This window comes from Yersinia frederiksenii ATCC 33641 (assembly GCF_000754805.1).
GTDB classification, from domain to species: Bacteria; Pseudomonadota; Gammaproteobacteria; order Enterobacterales; family Enterobacteriaceae; genus Yersinia; species Yersinia frederiksenii.
In genome coordinates, this window is record NZ_KN150731.1 from 297,153 (window position 1) to 313,397 (window position 16,245).

Below are 16,245 nucleotides of genomic sequence, written 5' to 3' on the forward strand. Positions count from 1 at the left end.
AGATATCCACGCAGATAATCCCATGCATAAGAGTGATAAAAAATTGGATCAGGCGGCCAGAGCGGCCTGGATGTATTACGTTGCCGGGCAGACTCAGCATGAAATTGCTGATGCATTGGGCGTGTCGCGTCAGGTTGCGCAACGACTGGTGGCTTGTGCCATTGATAACGGGCTAGTCAGCGTCAATATTGCTCATCCGGTTGGCCGCTGTATGGCATTAGCGGATCAATTGCAAAAACAGTATGGTTTGTATCAGTGTCAGGTTGTGCCCAGTTTGGCAATGGACAGTGCCGGTATTCAGCGGGCCATTGCCGTGGCTGGCGCAGAGGTGATGGCACTATTTTTACGCCAAGAACAGCCACTGATTATTGGCGTCGGTTCTGGCCGTAGCCTGAAAGCGGCTATTGACGAGCTCCCTGATTTTGAGCGCCCGCAACACAGCTGCGTTTCACTTATCGGGGCGATTGCTGCTGATGGTTCTTGTACTCGCTATGACGTTCCGCTATGGATGGCCGAGAAAACCCAAGGGCGTTATTTTATTTTGCCCGCACCGCTATTTGCTGACAGCGCCGCAGATCGTGATCTGTGGTGCAATCACCGTATTTATCGCACGGTAACAGAGAAAGCCGCACAAGCGGATGTCACGTTTATCGGTATCGGTTCAATGGGATACCACTGTCCACTGCATCAGGACGGTTTTATCTCAGAGCGTGATGTTGATGCATTGCTGGAATTGAATGTGGTCGCAGAAATGCTGGGTAACTTTATCGATATTAATGGTCAACGGGTGAGTTACGAATTAGATAAGCGTTTGACTAGCGCCAGTCTGCGTATTCAGCCAGAGAAACCGGTTATTGCCATTGCGGGTGGCAAAGAGAAACATCAGGCTATCAAAGCTGTGCTCAGCGGCCATTGGGTGAATGGATTAGTGACGGATGAAGAGAGCGCCATGGCGTTGTTAGCGCAGGAGTCAGATGTCGGGGCATAAAAAAGCGCACCCGAAGGTGCGCTGACATTACCTTGAAAACAGACACTATCTTGAATAAATGAACTATTGGGTAAAACGAGGGTAATACAAGGTCATTTCTGTCGCGCATTAACGGAGACACCCGCCAGTGCGCGAAAGTTAAGTGTTTATTTACATTCGCTAATTAAGCGCTAACCACTTGAGTCAGTAACTCTTTGGCATCCGCCTGTGCTTTGGTCGCCATTTCAGGACCATAAGCAATACCTTCTGCGAACACGAACTCAACATCGGTAATCCCGATAAAGCCCAGGAACAGACGCAGGTAAGGCACAACCAGGTCAGTAGGCGTGTCTTTATGGATCCCGCCACGGCTGGTCAGAATAATGGCACGTTTGCCAGTTACTAAGCCTTCAGGGCCTTTCTCGGTGTAACGGAAAGTCACGCCAGCACGGGCAATCAGGTCAAAGTAGTTCTTCAACTGAGTTGGGATGTTGAAGTTGTACATTGGTGCAGCCATGACAATCACATCATTTGCCTGCAATTCGGCAATCAGTTCATCAGAGAGTGCCAGCGCTTCTTGTTGACGCGGCGTCAGTGCTGCGTCTGAAGGGCGTAAAGCGCCAACTAGTTCGCCATCTAATACCGGAATCGGTTGAGCGGCCAAGTCGCGAACAGTGATTTCATCATTAGCGTGGGCAGCTTGCCATTGTTCGACAAAAAAATCAGCCAGTTGGTTAGATTGTGAATAATTTGCCAGGATGCTTGATTTCAGGACCAGTACTTTGCTCATCGTAATTCCTTAAAAGCTAACAGAGACTTAGGCGATACGCCCTTTCAATGGAATACACTTTATTCAACTTTTTCTATCAGTGATAGCGCAATATTTTGCGTTCTTTGTTCGATTTTATTGAATGAGGATAATCAGCTAGCCAATATCGGTTGGGTTACGGCGTAAACACTGACTGTGTTACCATATCCGGCAAGATATATATCATTAAAAGCTATGGGTTTCTTTCAGAGAGTTAGCCGGTAAAAATCAGCATCTATTAATAAAAAACAGCTGCTAATCAAATGCATAGCATCAAATCATTGGGCTGATACCTTGAGTGGCAGCCGCATCGTAACAAGGAACACTGAACGTGAAATCTTCACTCGCAGCATTATCTTCCCAACTCGGTGAGTTGATGCTCCGTGACCAACAGCGGATGCGGCGTCGGCTGCAAGGCGCACGAAAAATCAATAATCCTGAGGCTATAGAGGCCATTACCCGTGAAATAGAGGCTGAAATCGCCGCGGCTAAGCTGCGGGTTGCTAGCCGTCGGGCGGCTTGTCCGGCTATCACTTATCCTGAAAATCTGCCGGTTAGTCAGAAGAAACAAGATATTTATGATGCTATCCGCGACCACCAAGTGGTTATCGTCGCCGGTGAGACGGGATCGGGTAAAACCACACAGTTGCCGAAAATCTGTCTGGAACTGGGGCGAGGTGTTAAAGGGGTCATCGGTCATACCCAGCCGCGGCGTCTGGCGGCTCGGACGGTAGCGAACCGTATTGCTGATGAGCTAGACACCTCTCTGGGGGGATGTGTCGGTTATAAAGTCCGTTTTAACGATCAGGTTGGTGAGAATACGCTGGTTAAGTTAATGACCGACGGTATTTTACTGGCTGAAATCCAGCAAGATCGGCTGTTGATGCAATATGACACCTTAATTATCGATGAGGCGCATGAACGCAGCCTGAACATTGATTTTATGTTGGGTTATTTACGCGAATTATTACCAAAACGCCCTGATCTTAAAGTCATTATCACTTCGGCCACCATTGATCCCGAGCGCTTCTCCAAGCATTTCAATAATGCACCGATTATTGAAGTATCTGGCCGTACTTATCCGGTGGAAGTCCGTTATCGCCCAATAGTGGACGATGCCGACGACGTTGAACGGGATCAATTGCAGGCGATTTTTGATGCTGTCGATGAACTGAGCCATGAAAGCCCCGGTGATATTCTGATATTTATGAGCGGTGAACGTGAAATTCGTGATACCGCGGACGCACTGACAAAACAGAATCTGCCGCACACCGAAGTGCTGCCGCTCTATGCTCGCCTGTCAAATAGTGAGCAGAATCGGGTGTTTCAGTCACATCATGGGCGGCGAATTGTGCTGGCGACGAACGTTGCAGAAACATCGCTGACAGTGCCAGGGATCAAGTATGTTATCGATCCCGGCACGGCGCGTATCAGCCGTTATAGTTTCCGCACCAAAGTTCAGCGTCTGCCAATTGAGCCTATTTCTCAAGCCTCGGCTAATCAACGTAAAGGCCGCTGTGGTCGTGTGTCTGACGGTATTTGTATCCGTCTGTATTCTGAGCAGGATTTCCTCTCACGCCCTGAATTTACCGATCCTGAAATCCTACGTACCAACTTGGCGTCCGTTATTCTGCAAATGACCTCACTGGGCCTGGGGGATATTGCCGCATTTCCGTTTGTGGAAGCGCCGGACAAACGCAATATTCAAGATGGTGTGCGGCTGCTAGAAGAGTTAGGGGCGATACAAACCGGCGATAATGGTCATCAGCAATTAACAGCTTTGGGTCGTCAGTTGGCGCAATTGCCCGTCGATCCACGTCTGGCTCGGATGGTGCTTGAAGCACAGAAAAGCGGCAGTGTGCGGGAATTGATGATTATCACCTCGGCATTGTCTATTCAGGATCCGCGTGAGCGCCCAATGGATAAGCAACAGGCCTCTGATGAGAAACATCGCCGTTTTGCCGATAAAGACTCTGATTTCCTTGCATTTGTTAACTTGTGGGACTACCTGAAAGAGCAGCAAAAAGAGCTGTCATCAGCACAATTTCGTAAGTTATGCCGCAGCGATTTCCTGAACTATCTGCGGGTACGCGAATGGCAGGATATCTATACTCAGCTGCGTCAGGTCGTGAAAGAACTGGGGATCCCAGTCAACAGTGTCGCTGCGGATTATCGCAGTGTGCATACCGCAATCCTGACCGGCTTGCTATCTCATATCGGTCAGAAAGATGTTGATAAGCAAGAATATACTGGTGCGCGCAATGCTCGGTTTGCCATCTTCCCCGGTTCAGGTTTATTTAAAAAACCACCTAAATGGAGCATGGTCGCCGAATTAGTTGAGACCAGCCGCTTGTGGGGCCGCATTGCTGCTCGCATCGAGCCTGAGTGGATTGAACCTTTAGCGCAGCATCTGGTTAAACACCATTATAGCGATCCACATTGGGAGAAAGCGCAAGGGGCCGTGATGGCCAGCGAGAAAGTGACCTTATTTGGTTTACCGATCGTGGCTGAGCGCAAAATAAATTATGGCCTGATTGACCCACCGCTATGTCGCGAGCTGTTTATTCGTCACGGCTTGGTCGAAGGCGATTGGCAAACGCGCCATGCTTTCTTCCGGGCCAATTTGAAGTTACTGGCCGAAGTGGAAGAACTGGAGCACAAATCCCGTCGGCGCGACATTCTGGTCGATGATGAGACACTGTTTAATTTCTATGATCAGCGAATTGGTCGTGATGTTATTTCTGCTCGTCATTTTGATAGCTGGTGGAAGAAAACCAGCCAGACCCAGCCAGACTTGCTCAACTTTGAAAAAACCATGCTTATCAAGGATGGCGCGAATAAAGTTAACCCGCTAGATTACCCAAACTTTTGGTATCAAGGCACCCTTAAGTTACGGCTTTCCTATCAATTTGAGCCGGGCACTGATGCCGATGGGGTTACGGTCCATATCCCATTGCCTATTCTGAATCAGGTTCAGGAGCAGGGTTTTGATTGGCAAATCCCTGGGATTCGCCGCGAGTTAGTGGTGGCACTGATCAAATCATTACCCAAACCGATTCGCCGTAATTTTGTCCCGGCACCTAATTATGCTGAAGCTTTTCTGGCACGGGCAACGCCGCTGGAAACAGGGCTGCTAGATGCCTTAGAGCGTGAGCTCCGCCGCATGACTGGTGTGACAGTGTCACGTGAAAGTTGGCAATGGGAGCAGGTACCAGACCATCTGAAGATGACATTCCGTGTGCTAGATGACAAAAATCGCACCCTGCGTGAAGGCAAAGATCTTGCCGCCTTGAAATTGCAGCTACAAGAGAAAGTACAGGAGACGCTCTCTGCGGTTGCTGATGATGGTATCGAACAAAATGGCTTACATATCTGGAGCTTTGGCTCCCTTCCTGAATGTTATGAACAGCGCCGTGGCGGATATGAAGTTAAAGCGTATCCGGCACTGGTGGATGAAAAAGACAGTGTAGCCATTCGTTTGTTCGATACAGAATCCCAGCAACAACAGGCAATGTGGCAGGGAACCCGGCGTTTATTACTGCTGAACATTCCTTCTCCGATCAAGTATTTGCATGAAAAGCTACCGAACAAGTCTAAGCTTGGCCTCTATTTTAATACTTATGGCAAAGTGATGGATTTGATTGATGATTGCATCGCTTGTGGGGTGGATAAACTGGTGGCCCAAAATGGCGGCCCAGTGTGGCAAGAGGCTGATTTTGCTCAGCTACAGGAAAAGGTTCGCGCTGAGCTGAATGAAACGGTGGTGGATATTGCCAAGCAAGTTGAGCAGATCCTTACCACGGTGTTCAGTATTAATAAGCGACTGAAAGGTCGGGTAGATATCTCGCAGGCTTTAGCGCTTTCAGACATCAAAGCGCAACTTGGGGGCCTGATTTATCGGGGTTTTGTGACCAATAATGGCTGGAAACGTTTGCCGGATACACTACGTTATTTACAAGCGATTGAGCGCCGGATGGAGAAACTGGCAGTGGATCCTCATCGTGATCGCGCACAAATGCAACGAGTTGAACATGTGCAGCAGATGTGGCAGCAATGGCTCAGTAAGCTGCCGCCAAAACGCCAGCAAGATGAAGACGTTAAAGAGGTCCGCTGGATGATTGAAGAGTTGCGTGTCAGCTTGTTTGCCCAGCAATTAGGGACGCCATATCCGATTTCCGACAAGCGTATTTTACAAACGATGGAACAACTCTCCGCTTAGTTAATACCATTCCGCGCTTAGACATCACTGTTTTTGCGCGGAATTCTTCGTCAATGCCCTTTCATTTTAATTATTGTCTTCGTATCATCCATTTGATTTACCAATTGTTATTTATATTTCTGATATGTAATCGATGACGAATCTCAACTCTATTGCGAAGCCGATCGCGAGCCACTAATTAACTACAGTATTCAATCCCTTCATTATTGCCTGGCACCTTTGACTACAGGTATATCTGTCTTGGCAATTAGGCGGTTTGTTCAAAGTTTGTCTGATTGTAGGTCACCATGTTTGATTACATTAGGTGAGTTTGATAGAGTTTTTTCAGAGCAAGGATTGCTTATGTATAAGATTAATTTGTTGCGGTTGTCGCAGCGAGAGTTATTCAAATTACCGGCAGGTATACAGGCGGCTTTGATTAAGGCTATGGATGAGCTTGAAGCATATGGACATGAGCTGAGAGAGCCAGTAGTTCGCGATATCGGGCGGGGCCTAAAAGAACTGCGGGTCAGTGCCAAGGAGGGGCTAGGGCGCGGTTTTTTCTTTTACCAAGCTGAACGACAGGTCTATGTCATTCATATTTTGCAAAAGAAAACGCAAAAGACCCCAAGAAGGACACTGATGTTGGCCTATCAGCGTATGAAGGAACTTAAACGGAGATTGCAGCCATGAAGAAACAAGACGATTTTGACATTATTCCTTTTGCTGAAGTTAAAGCTGTGGCTTTAAATCATCCTCAGGTCAGTGAAGCGTATTCAGATATACAAATCCGGCAAGCAATGATGACGGAGCTGAAAGCGGCCCGTCAGCAATGTCATCTCACTCAGGAAGAAGTCGCTCAACGCGCGGGGCTGAAGAAGCAAAATATCAGCCGCATGGAGAAAGGTATCATTTCACCGAACCTGACAACATTAAGTCGATACGCCGCCGCACTCGGTGGGACTTTTGTTTTTAAATTTAATCAAAAGCCCCAGAGTGTTAATAAAGAATAATCAGGCGTTAAATAGCCTAACCGCCTAATATTTTATTTGGCTTTCTTGGTTACTTTATTTGCCAATGTTTTTAACCGGTCTCTAATAGCCGTGACAGCTAAAGCACGATTATCCGCAAGATAGCGGTCCTTAGCGGCGGGTGCTGAACTTTGAATGGCAATCAAAGACCAGCTCTCGCCATCTTTCAGCAGTAAGGGCGAGCCACTATCTCCTGGTAAAGTATCGCACTGGTGGGAAAGTACACCTTGCTGCGCCCAGCCAGTAATTAGGCAATTCTCATGGCTGTAGAGTATGTCTAAGTGGTCAAGCGGATAACCTGCCTGCGTTATTTTGCGACCAACTTGCTTCAGTGCTTGTGTCAGCTCATTAGCGGTGCCATCCCATAATGGCAGTGGCTTGATTGGAATGTTCTTGGTATTGGTTAATCGAATAAGAGCAAAATCATAAGCTGCAGCAGCGGGCGGAACTATCCAGCCGTCACCATCGGGTTTTAGTTTTTTACCTAACTTAGCATCCACCAACGTTTCCAGATGAGACGTTTGATATTTCCAATGACCATTATGGGAAATAAATCGTAAGGCAATGGCGCGGTCAATCTTACCTGGAGGGGCTAATACGCAATGGCCAGCAGTGAGCGCAAGACGAGGGGAGATTAACGTTGCGGTACAAAGATTGCCACTGGCGGTTTCCACTTGCCCGATAGCCTGCCATGGCCATTCGTTACTGTCTGTTATTGCTGTACGGTCATCTTTACCAAAAAATAGAACAGTTTGATCCGCAATACTACTATCTGCTGCTGGCGTATCAGTCGGGGAAGGGGTGGCAATAGCGGTAGAGAGAGGTAATAAACTTAGTAGCAATAATGAAGATAAACGCATAAATAGTTAGCCTTGCCTTTATTTACCGACCAAGAGGTTATCTATGAACACATAGCTGATAACTATTGATTAAACTGCCGATCATCAGTTTCACTACCGCTAACTATAGACATAATTAGCCATGTGGAAAGTTGTCGATAATTGATTTTTCAATAATTTTAGTGTGGTACAAGCAACTTGTACTATAAATAAAAAAATAATGTGATCACCCCGCAAATAACTAATGTGGCGAAAGTGATTTCAAATAAGTAGCGACGCAGCATTCTCAACACTCCTGATAAAAAACACCCGGAAAACCGGGTGTTGAGTGAATCAGCTGTTACAGTCATTCATGGAGAGCTGGATCCAGCTTTATTTAGCTAGAGGCTGCTACTTTAGGGCAGGGACGACTGCCGGGGCAGATTGACTGTGTGTTGCCTTTTTATGGTGTTTTTTGGCTGCTTGAGCTTTTTGCATCGGTGCGGCTTTATCCATTTTTTTCATCGAATCAGACTTCATCGACTTTTCAGCTTTTTTGTGGTGCATAGTTTTAGCTGGAGCACTATGTGCAGCAGGTGCCGCCACCATCGGTGCTGCTGGCGGTGCAACCGTGTCTGCGGCGAAGGCGGCAGATGACATCCCCAAAGTAGCAGCAACAATCAGAGCTAATACTGTTTTCATGATTTATTCCTCAGTGTTCTGTTTGTATATCGGCCCCGTTGGGTCGTTGTAATGAGAATAGAGGAAATGAAGCTTAGCTTCCGTGAGTCATTGGTTTCGGCTTGTAACCGATTGTACAAGGCTGATGGCTATCAGTAATCGGTAATGCAATATATTCAGCAGCCTATTTAAATATCAATTTTTAGTTACAACATCCAGTATGATGTCAGTTAAAAAGCTGCTCTCTTTGATAATGTGCACATTTTTTATTACGTTGGTATCTAAGCTTTGCAGAGAAATACTGCCACTCAAGCTGAGGGCAGTATTTTGCGGTAAGGATTGTTGGTGAAAACTGATTATAAATAACGACGTTCTAAATGTTGGCGGAAAAAGCGGGGGTTAAGTGGTTCACCCGTCGCTTTTGTGATCAGCTCGGCGGTTGAATAGCGACTGCCATGTTGCCAGATATTTTGCTGCAGCCAAGTGAATAGGGCACTAAGGTCGCCGTTGGCGATACTTTTATCCAGGTTAGGAATTGAGTTACGGGCGGTTTGGAATAATTGAGCAGCGTACATAGCGCCTAGTGTATAAGTTGGAAAATAACCAAAAGCGCCATCCGTCCAGTGAATATCTTGCATACACCCATTACGGTAATTACCCTCGGTGCTAATCCCTAGATATTGCTGCATTTTCTCATTCCATAATGCGGGTATATCTTCCACCTCTATTTCACCGCTGATGAGTGCCTTTTCAATCTCATAGCGCAAAATAACATGGGCAGGATAACTGACTTCATCAGCATCTACCCGAATAAAACCGGTTTTGACGCGCTGATTGAGTGCCACAAAATTTTGCTCATCAAAGGCGAGTTGCTCGCCAAATTGCTGGATAACCAGCGGGCGCACAACTTGCAGAAATTCTTTGCTACGCGCTAATTGCATCTCGAACAGTAAGCTTTGCGATTCATGAATCGCCGTCGAGCGAGCATGAGATATGGGTTGGCCGAGCCATTCGCGAGGGAGGTTTTGCTCATAACGGGCGTGGCCGGTTTCATGCACAATGCCCATTAATGAACTGAGAAATTCCTGCTCATTATAACGGGTAGTAATGCGTACATCTTGGGGGACACCACCACAGAATGGATGCACGCTGACATCAACGCGCCCGCCATCAAAGTCAAAGCCTAGTACTTTCATTACATTCAAGCCAAGCTGACGCTGTTTTTCCCGATCAAAGGGTCCTTGTGGGATCAGGCAACGCTCATTGGCTTGTTTGGCGATGACTTGCTGTAATAACTGAGGTAACCATTGCTTAAGATCGCCAAAAATACGCTCCAGATCGGCGCTGGTTGTCCCCGGTTCATATAAATTCAATAAGGCATCATAGCGGGATGTGCCAGCGGCTTGAGCACGAATTGATGCTTCTTCACGACTGAGTTTGACCACTTCACGCAGATTTTCTGCAAAACCACGCCAATCATTAGCAATGCGTTGCTGCCGCCAGGCATGTTCGCACCGAGCGCCTGCCAATGATTTAGCTTCAACCAATTCTTCTGGCAGTAACACCGCATTATTGTAATGGCGGCGCATTTCTCGCACATTTGCCCGTTCAATATCATTGAGTGTCTCTTGCTCGGCTTGTTGCAGCCATTCACCGACTTGTTTGGCCGTTAGAATCTGGTGTTGCAGTACATTTAACTCAGCCATAGCCTCTGAGCGAGCAAGATTCCCTTTTGTTGGCATCATGGTTTGCATATCCCATCCCGCGATAGCTGATAAATGCTCAAAGCGAGAAAGGCGAGTGAAAGTGGTGCGCAGGTGCTGATAAGCGTTAGTCATAGAACACTCCATAAATCTGAAATGCCAACTTATTTCATTCGTGGCAATTATTTAAGACCATCTGGGTCAGTAGACAGTGAGGAAAGATTTTTTACCGGCCAACAGAATCGGAAGCTAGCGCCCCCTAATGAGCTGGCATCAACCGAGATACTGCCTTGATAAGCCAGTGCAATGGAGTGAACAATAGCCAATCCCAGGCCACATCCTCCTGTCGCGCGATCTCGGCTTGGGTCTAGGCGAACAAAGGGTTCGAAAACCCGCGATCTTTCTTCCAGTGGGATACCTGGCCCGTCATCTTCAACTTGTAAACAGGCATTATCGCCATCAAACCACAAGCCAATCCGCAGCCGTTTCGTAGAATAGCGTAGGGCATTATTGACTAAGTTATCCAGGACGCGCTCCATGAGGCGCAGATCAACGACACCAAAATCTCCGTGATGAGGAATATCCAGCTCAATTTCGCGCTCACTATGAATTAAGCGCATATCCATGACCTTGGTGGTTAACCAGCCCGGCAGATCTATGGGTTCCAGATTAAGAGAGACTTGCGGTCGGTCCAGACGTGCATAAGTGAGAAGTTCGTCGATCAATGCTTCCAACTGGCCAATATCATGATTCAAAGCCTGTTGTTCACTGTCCGTCAGGTTATCACTCATTGCTAAACGATAGCGTAGGCGAACCAGTGGCGTGCGCAGCTCATGTGCAATGCCATCAATCAGCAGTTTTTTGCTGATAATTAACGTGCTGATATTGTCAGCCATCTGGTTAAAGGCAACCCCTAAGCGACTTAAGCTGGATGTAGGATCAAAATGTGTTCGCTCATCAAGGTGGCCAGCCCCCAAGCGCTGGGCAGCATTCTCCAGTTTAAGTAAATCTTTCCAGTGAGGGCGCATCCAGAGAAATACAGGTAAAGCTAAAGACATACCAATCAGAATGAGTAAGGCTAAATCAAGCAAACGCATCTGATGCAGATAAAATAGGTAGGGGACCGGGCCTACTGCAAGGACATAGTGGCTGCGAGGAATGCGTTGTAGGAATGTATATTCATCATCCAGCGCAATGATTTCGCCTGCTCGCAGACGTTTATTCAGCCTTTCACCAAGGTCACGTTTATCGAGTGGCTCGATATGCAATTGAAAAGAAAGATTTAAATCTAATGTCGCGATGGTTTTGTTCCAGTCTTTCAGCGGGATCTCACGTAACTCACTACGCATTAAAGATAGCGAGCTTTTCATCAAGTCATCAAGCGATTGACGTCCAGCGCGCTCGGCCGTGACTTTATAAACCAGCCCGACTAACATTGCCATCACCAAAAAACAGACGAAGAGCAATAAGAAAAACTGAATAAATAGCTTCCTCATTGCTGCACAAACTCCCATGCATTGGGGGCAAACAAGTAGCCTTTATTGCGCACTGTTTTGATACGGAAAGGCTCAAGAGCATTGTCATAGAGTTTACGGCGCAAACGCGAGATAGCGACATCGATGCTGCGGTCCATCCCGTCATAACTGACACCGCGTAAGTTTTTCAGTAGCGCCTCACGATCCATTATGATTCCAGCATGTGTTGCCAGTTCCCATAGCAGGTCAAAATCAGAGGTTGATAACGTAATCTCTTCATCACTGAGATTGACCTGCCGATTGACCGGGTCAATACACAGCAAACCAAAATGAATTGCATTATGGCCAGTGAGTGGGGGGCTGATAGTCTCTTTGGTCTGCTGCTGATTGTGCTGACGTAGATGCAGACGTAAGCGGGCTAACAATACCGCTGGCGGCGTAGTTTTCAGAATATAGTCATTAGCCCCCATCTCCAGAGAGAGGATATGGTTCATATCACTGTCCAGTGAGGTCAACAGCACGATTGGGCCTTCATAGCTTGGCCGAAGATCGCGACACAGTGTCATCCCATCTTTTCCGGGTAACATGATATCAAGCAGCACCAGGTCAGGTTGTTGAGCTTCAATAACCGCTTGTGCAGTATCACCGCGAGGTTCTACATGTACATCAATATCATGCTTGCCCAGATAGGCGGCGATCAGCTTTCCGACCTCCGGGTCGTCTTCTACAAAAACTATTTTGGTCATGTTTTTCAGTTTATAAAAGTGCCGGAATTCAGCATAGCGCGCTGTTGGCAGCAATACTATGCACGTTACTTATTCTACTTGTTATTAATGCTAGTGAGTGATTGCTAGACAACGGGCAAATTATTTCATTATATTAATGTAAGTGATTATATCGTCATCTCTATCTAGTTGCGCCCATCGTTTATATATCAATATCTAAGTTTAATGAATAGCTGTATCGATCAGCTAAGGACTGAGGGATGAGTGGCGAACGTATTGGTGTGCCAGTGCACAGTGAAAAAGTCTGCTTCGATTACACGGAATTTCTGGCTGTTTCTTGCAAAAAACGTTGGAGTTTTATTGATGCCATTTATGGTGTTATGCCGATTTTCGGGATGGTCGTAAAATCGCAAACTGAATTGGAGAGAACACCCCAAGAGCGGCTCACGGCCTTGGCTCTACAGGTTTTATCAACCCAACTTAGCGATGAAACTAATATTGTTCGCTTGATTCGACTAGCGGAACAGCAGGGCATAACCGCGCTGGACATTCAGTTGCCTTATGCTTTGGAAACCGCTCAACTTGGTGAGATTAAGCAAAGATTTCCACAATCGATGGGGCTGAGTCAGAAAGATGAATGTTTATCGGTGGACATAGTGGGAACGGAAAATTATTAGTGTCTTTAACAGGATATTCAAATGGACAAACTCGTTTAACTGGCCTGTCCATTTGAGATATTGATTTCGGCACACTTTTTTAACTCAGTGCATTGCGAGCCAGGTTGCCGGGATAGTGGCGACCAATACCAGACCGATGGCCGCACGCTCCAACGTATTGAGTAACCGGAGTCCCTCATGCCCTTTACGTGCATAAATAAACACCGCTAATCCTGGTGCGTAGAGTAGGGCAGAGAGCAGCAGATACAGTAATCCCGCAGCATAGATCAGCCACAAACCATATAAGCAAGCACCAGTGGCAACCACAATCAGCCGCCAATCCTGACGTTTTAGCGCCACTTTAAATAGAAATGCGCCAACCAAAAAATAGGGTACCAGAATCATTTCTGATGCGATCGTCAGCAAGGTATTGTAATTACTGCCAGTCAGCCAGATAAGGATCAGTGCGACCTGTACCGCACAGTTGGTCAGCCACAGTGATTTGGCTGGGGCGTTGTGTTGATTTTGTTGGCGGAATATTTTCGGAAATGCGCCGTGGTTAGCGGCAACCATCGGCACTTCAGCCGCCATAATGGTCCAGCTAAGATAAGCGCCGCAAACAGAAATAATCAGCCCGGTGGCAATAATCACCTCCCCCCAAGGGCCTATCATCTCAACCATAATGCCTGCCATCGAAGGGTTACGCATACCCGCCAATTCAGCGCGAGGCACGACACCGAGGGACAATAACGTAATTAACAGGTAAACGCTGAGCGCGGAGATAACCGCCAACATGGTGGCCCGACCGACATCTTTTTTATTCCGTGCTCTGGCAGAAACCACCACCGCGCCTTCTACACCAATAAAGACCCATAAGGTGATCAGCATGGTGTCTTTCACTTGCTGCCAAACCGGGGTGTGCAGCGCAATGCCGGTAAAATCAAAACTGAATGTATCAAGGCTGAAGGCGAAACCTGCCAGAACAATAAAGCCACCAATAGGGAGCATTTTCGCCAGGGTAGCGGCTAGATTGATGCTGGCGGCAGTTTGCACCCCGCGTAATACCAGAGCATGCACCAGCCACAATAAGAAAGATGCACCCAATAATGCCTGCCAGGTATTTCCCTCACCAAAGATAATATTGCCTGATTTATCGGTAAAGAAACTCAAGGCGGCAAAAACAATCACTAAGTAAGAGACGTTGGCAATCACGGCGCACAGCCAGTAACCCCAAGCGGAGAAAAAACCAATAAGGTCGCCAAAACCCTCTTTGGCATAGGTGAATATTCCACCATCCAGATCAGGCCGTAGGCGGGTTAATAGCAACATCGCAAATGCCAGGAAAATGATCCCCACGCCGGTAATACTCCAGCCAATAAGCAAAGCTGCCGGGCTGGCAACTTCAGCCATATTTTGCGGCAAGCTGAAGACACCTGCACCCAGCATAGAGCTGAGGACCAGCGCGGTTAGCGCAGTCAGGCCGAGTTTTTTTTCCAATTGTGGATCCTGGTTTTTAGAGTATTAATGAATGGCTACTGGCTATTAAGCAGTATTATATGAGGCAAACATATCAAGACCTGACAGATAATAGCCTCAAAATTTTTGGAGGATTTTACGGAGTGGAAAGCTAACATGCAATGATTGGTTATGCGATTTCGGCAAAAAATTATTCAATCAGTTGTCATCAAAGGCTTGTGTATTGTTAATACATAACAAAAGGGCAGCCCATGGCCGCCCTTTTGATGATGATTCAAACAATCTTATTTGAACAGGTCAGCACTCACACTCAAGTTACCACCGCTTTTGTTCTGCCATTGGCGGGTAACGTGGTAGTACTTAGCCCCTTTTGCCGCTGCACGTTTAGCGACTTCGTGAGAGACATCGGTCATGCTGTTAAAGTGACCTGTAAAGCTAACAGAATCAAACGGTACCATCTGCGCGGCAGTCGTATTATTCAATTCTTGAATCTGAGTGCCATCTGGCAGAGTTACAGTGTAACGCTTACCTGTTGATGATTGGGTTTCAAAGAAACGACCCACATCGGCACTCGGTGTACCGGAAGAGGCAACACCCGGAATTTCAACATTCGCCGCAGCTGCACCGCCGGCTGCCAGAGCAGCACGACCAGCATCTGAATCCGCAGGAATCACATCCGGGCTCTGTACCACACGTTTGGCTGCATCTTCTTTATAGATATAGGCCGTCACGAACTGGTTGCCACCTTGGTTGGCATCAACCTGACGCACGATGAAGAAGGAGTATGCACCTTTCTCTTTTGCTGCTTTAGAAATGGCGTCACTGATATCAGGTTGGCTACGGAAGAAACCGCTGACAGAAACGGTGTCATAAGGTTGCAAAACATAGGCTTCTGTTTTTGGTAATTCTTTAATGCCATTAAAGACGCGATACTGGGTCTGTTTGCTCACTTCCGGTGCATCATTATGATAAACATCGGCCGTTACACGCCAGTTGCCGCCATTGTTGTTACTGTTAATATCTTGGATATAGAAAGAGTCTGCGCCCAATTTATCAGCACGGCGGGATACCGCATCAGCTGCCTCATTGATTGCATTAAACCGGCCAGTAATAGTAATGCGATCAAAGGGCTTGATGGCTGCTGCTTGCTCTGGAGCGAGTTCTTTTGCCGCATGTGCAGCAGAAAGCGCGGTGAGTGATAGCAATGCCGATGCGATGATCGTGTATTTCAGCTTCATAAAAAATCCTTTCGCCTTGCGCATTAACGTTGATACGTGCGGAACAATTGATGTGTAACAGAATAGCAGATGATTATTACATGTAATAATGGCAAGTGTCTCCGCAATTTATATGACTTAGTCTATGAATTATGAAGTTCAGCCCAGAGGTACTTTACATTAAGAATCGGTATAAGCTTTACGAATAATGGCTTTAACGTCATAAGTGCTGATTATTTACATTTTTCTAACTTAATCCCGCGCCATGACTGGGTTATAGCACATTGAGAAAACTTGTTATTTTGGCGCAAAGTTGCAGGACAAGCCGCTAGTAATTATTATTTCTATAGTGAATTATACAGAGTTCTTTCCGCCTGCCAGTTTTAGTGCGAAAACTGCATCTTAAGCGCACACAGATATGGATCATCGGTCACATTTTCAGTAGGTTATAGGGAGCTATAGCGAAGCAGATTTTTATCATCGGGTAATT

The 16,245-nt window shown here is 46.9% G+C and carries 13 protein-coding genes; 5 read left to right on the top strand and 8 right to left on the bottom strand.

From position 1 onward, the window contains the following. Positions 1–22 precede the first annotated feature (22 nt). Complete coding sequence (locus tag DJ58_RS19945) at positions 23–988, top strand: sugar-binding transcriptional regulator (RefSeq protein WP_004712026.1); 966 nt, start codon at positions 23–25, stop codon at positions 986–988. Positions 989–1,151: 163 nt separating this feature from the next. On the opposite strand, the gene azoR is transcribed toward DJ58_RS19945, so the two are convergent. After that, positions 1,152–1,757: an FMN-dependent NADH-azoreductase gene (azoR, locus tag DJ58_RS19940; protein ID WP_004712029.1), complete on the bottom strand. Its 606-nt coding sequence runs from the start codon at positions 1,755–1,757 to the stop codon at positions 1,152–1,154. A 349-nt stretch (positions 1,758–2,106) separates the two neighbouring features. Between azoR and hrpA the strand changes: the two genes are divergently transcribed. The 3 genes from hrpA to DJ58_RS19925 all read left to right on the top strand — a co-directional run bounded on the left by hrpA (position 2,107) and on the right by DJ58_RS19925 (position 6,986). Then, positions 2,107–5,994 carry an ATP-dependent RNA helicase HrpA gene (gene hrpA, locus DJ58_RS19935; protein WP_004712031.1) on the top strand — a complete coding sequence of 1,296 codons (3,888 nt, stop codon included), beginning with the start codon at positions 2,107–2,109 and terminating at the stop codon, positions 5,992–5,994. Positions 5,995–6,336: 342 nt separating this feature from the next. Continuing rightward, the gene (locus DJ58_RS19930; RefSeq protein ID WP_032911846.1) at positions 6,337–6,666 is read left to right on the top strand and encodes a type II toxin-antitoxin system RelE/ParE family toxin; all 330 of its coding nucleotides are present in this window, start codon (positions 6,337–6,339) and stop codon (positions 6,664–6,666) included. Then, positions 6,663–6,986, top strand: a complete 324-nt coding sequence (locus DJ58_RS19925; protein ID WP_032911847.1) for a helix-turn-helix domain-containing protein — start codon at positions 6,663–6,665, stop codon at positions 6,984–6,986. Before DJ58_RS19930 ends, DJ58_RS19925 begins: the two co-directional genes overlap by 4 nt. Before the next feature lie 32 nt (positions 6,987–7,018). Here DJ58_RS19925 and DJ58_RS19920 read toward each other — a convergent pair whose 3' ends face one another. The 5 genes from DJ58_RS19920 to rstA form a co-directional block, all read right to left on the bottom strand. Continuing rightward, positions 7,019–7,864 carry a trypsin-like serine peptidase gene (locus DJ58_RS19920; protein WP_004712035.1) on the bottom strand — a complete coding sequence of 282 codons (846 nt, stop codon included), beginning with the start codon at positions 7,862–7,864 and terminating at the stop codon, positions 7,019–7,021. A 369-nt stretch (positions 7,865–8,233) separates the two neighbouring features. Then, the gene (gene asr / locus DJ58_RS19915) at positions 8,234–8,524 is read right to left on the bottom strand and encodes an acid resistance repetitive basic protein Asr (protein WP_004712036.1); all 291 of its coding nucleotides are present in this window, start codon (positions 8,522–8,524) and stop codon (positions 8,234–8,236) included. A gap of 335 nt (positions 8,525–8,859) precedes the next feature. After that, the gene (locus tag DJ58_RS19910) at positions 8,860–10,341 is read right to left on the bottom strand and encodes a carboxypeptidase M32 (RefSeq protein WP_004712039.1); all 1,482 of its coding nucleotides are present in this window, start codon (positions 10,339–10,341) and stop codon (positions 8,860–8,862) included. A 47-nt stretch (positions 10,342–10,388) separates the two neighbouring features. After that, a complete protein-coding gene (rstB, locus tag DJ58_RS19905) occupies positions 10,389–11,702 on the bottom strand; it encodes a two-component system sensor histidine kinase RstB (RefSeq protein ID WP_032911849.1) in 1,314 nt (437 codons plus the stop codon). Further along, positions 11,699–12,427 (bottom strand): two-component system response regulator RstA, encoded by a 729-nt coding sequence (gene rstA / locus DJ58_RS19900; protein WP_032911863.1) that lies wholly within the window; start codon positions 12,425–12,427, stop codon positions 11,699–11,701. Before rstA ends, rstB begins: the two co-directional genes overlap by 4 nt. Before the next feature lie 239 nt (positions 12,428–12,666). Here rstA and DJ58_RS19895 point away from each other — a divergent pair, with 239 nt between their 5' ends. Further along, positions 12,667–13,083 (top strand): hypothetical protein, encoded by a 417-nt coding sequence (locus DJ58_RS19895; RefSeq protein WP_004712045.1) that lies wholly within the window; start codon positions 12,667–12,669, stop codon positions 13,081–13,083. An 84-nt stretch (positions 13,084–13,167) separates the two neighbouring features. Here DJ58_RS19895 and DJ58_RS19890 read toward each other — a convergent pair whose 3' ends face one another. Further along, entirely contained in the window at positions 13,168–14,559 is a 1,392-nt protein-coding gene (locus DJ58_RS19890; RefSeq protein ID WP_004712048.1) for an amino acid permease, read from the bottom strand. A gap of 263 nt (positions 14,560–14,822) precedes the next feature. Then, positions 14,823–15,776 carry a DUF1471 family protein YdgH gene (gene ydgH / locus DJ58_RS19885; protein WP_004712049.1) on the bottom strand — a complete coding sequence of 318 codons (954 nt, stop codon included), beginning with the start codon at positions 15,774–15,776 and terminating at the stop codon, positions 14,823–14,825. Positions 15,777–16,245: the final 469 nt, after the last annotated feature.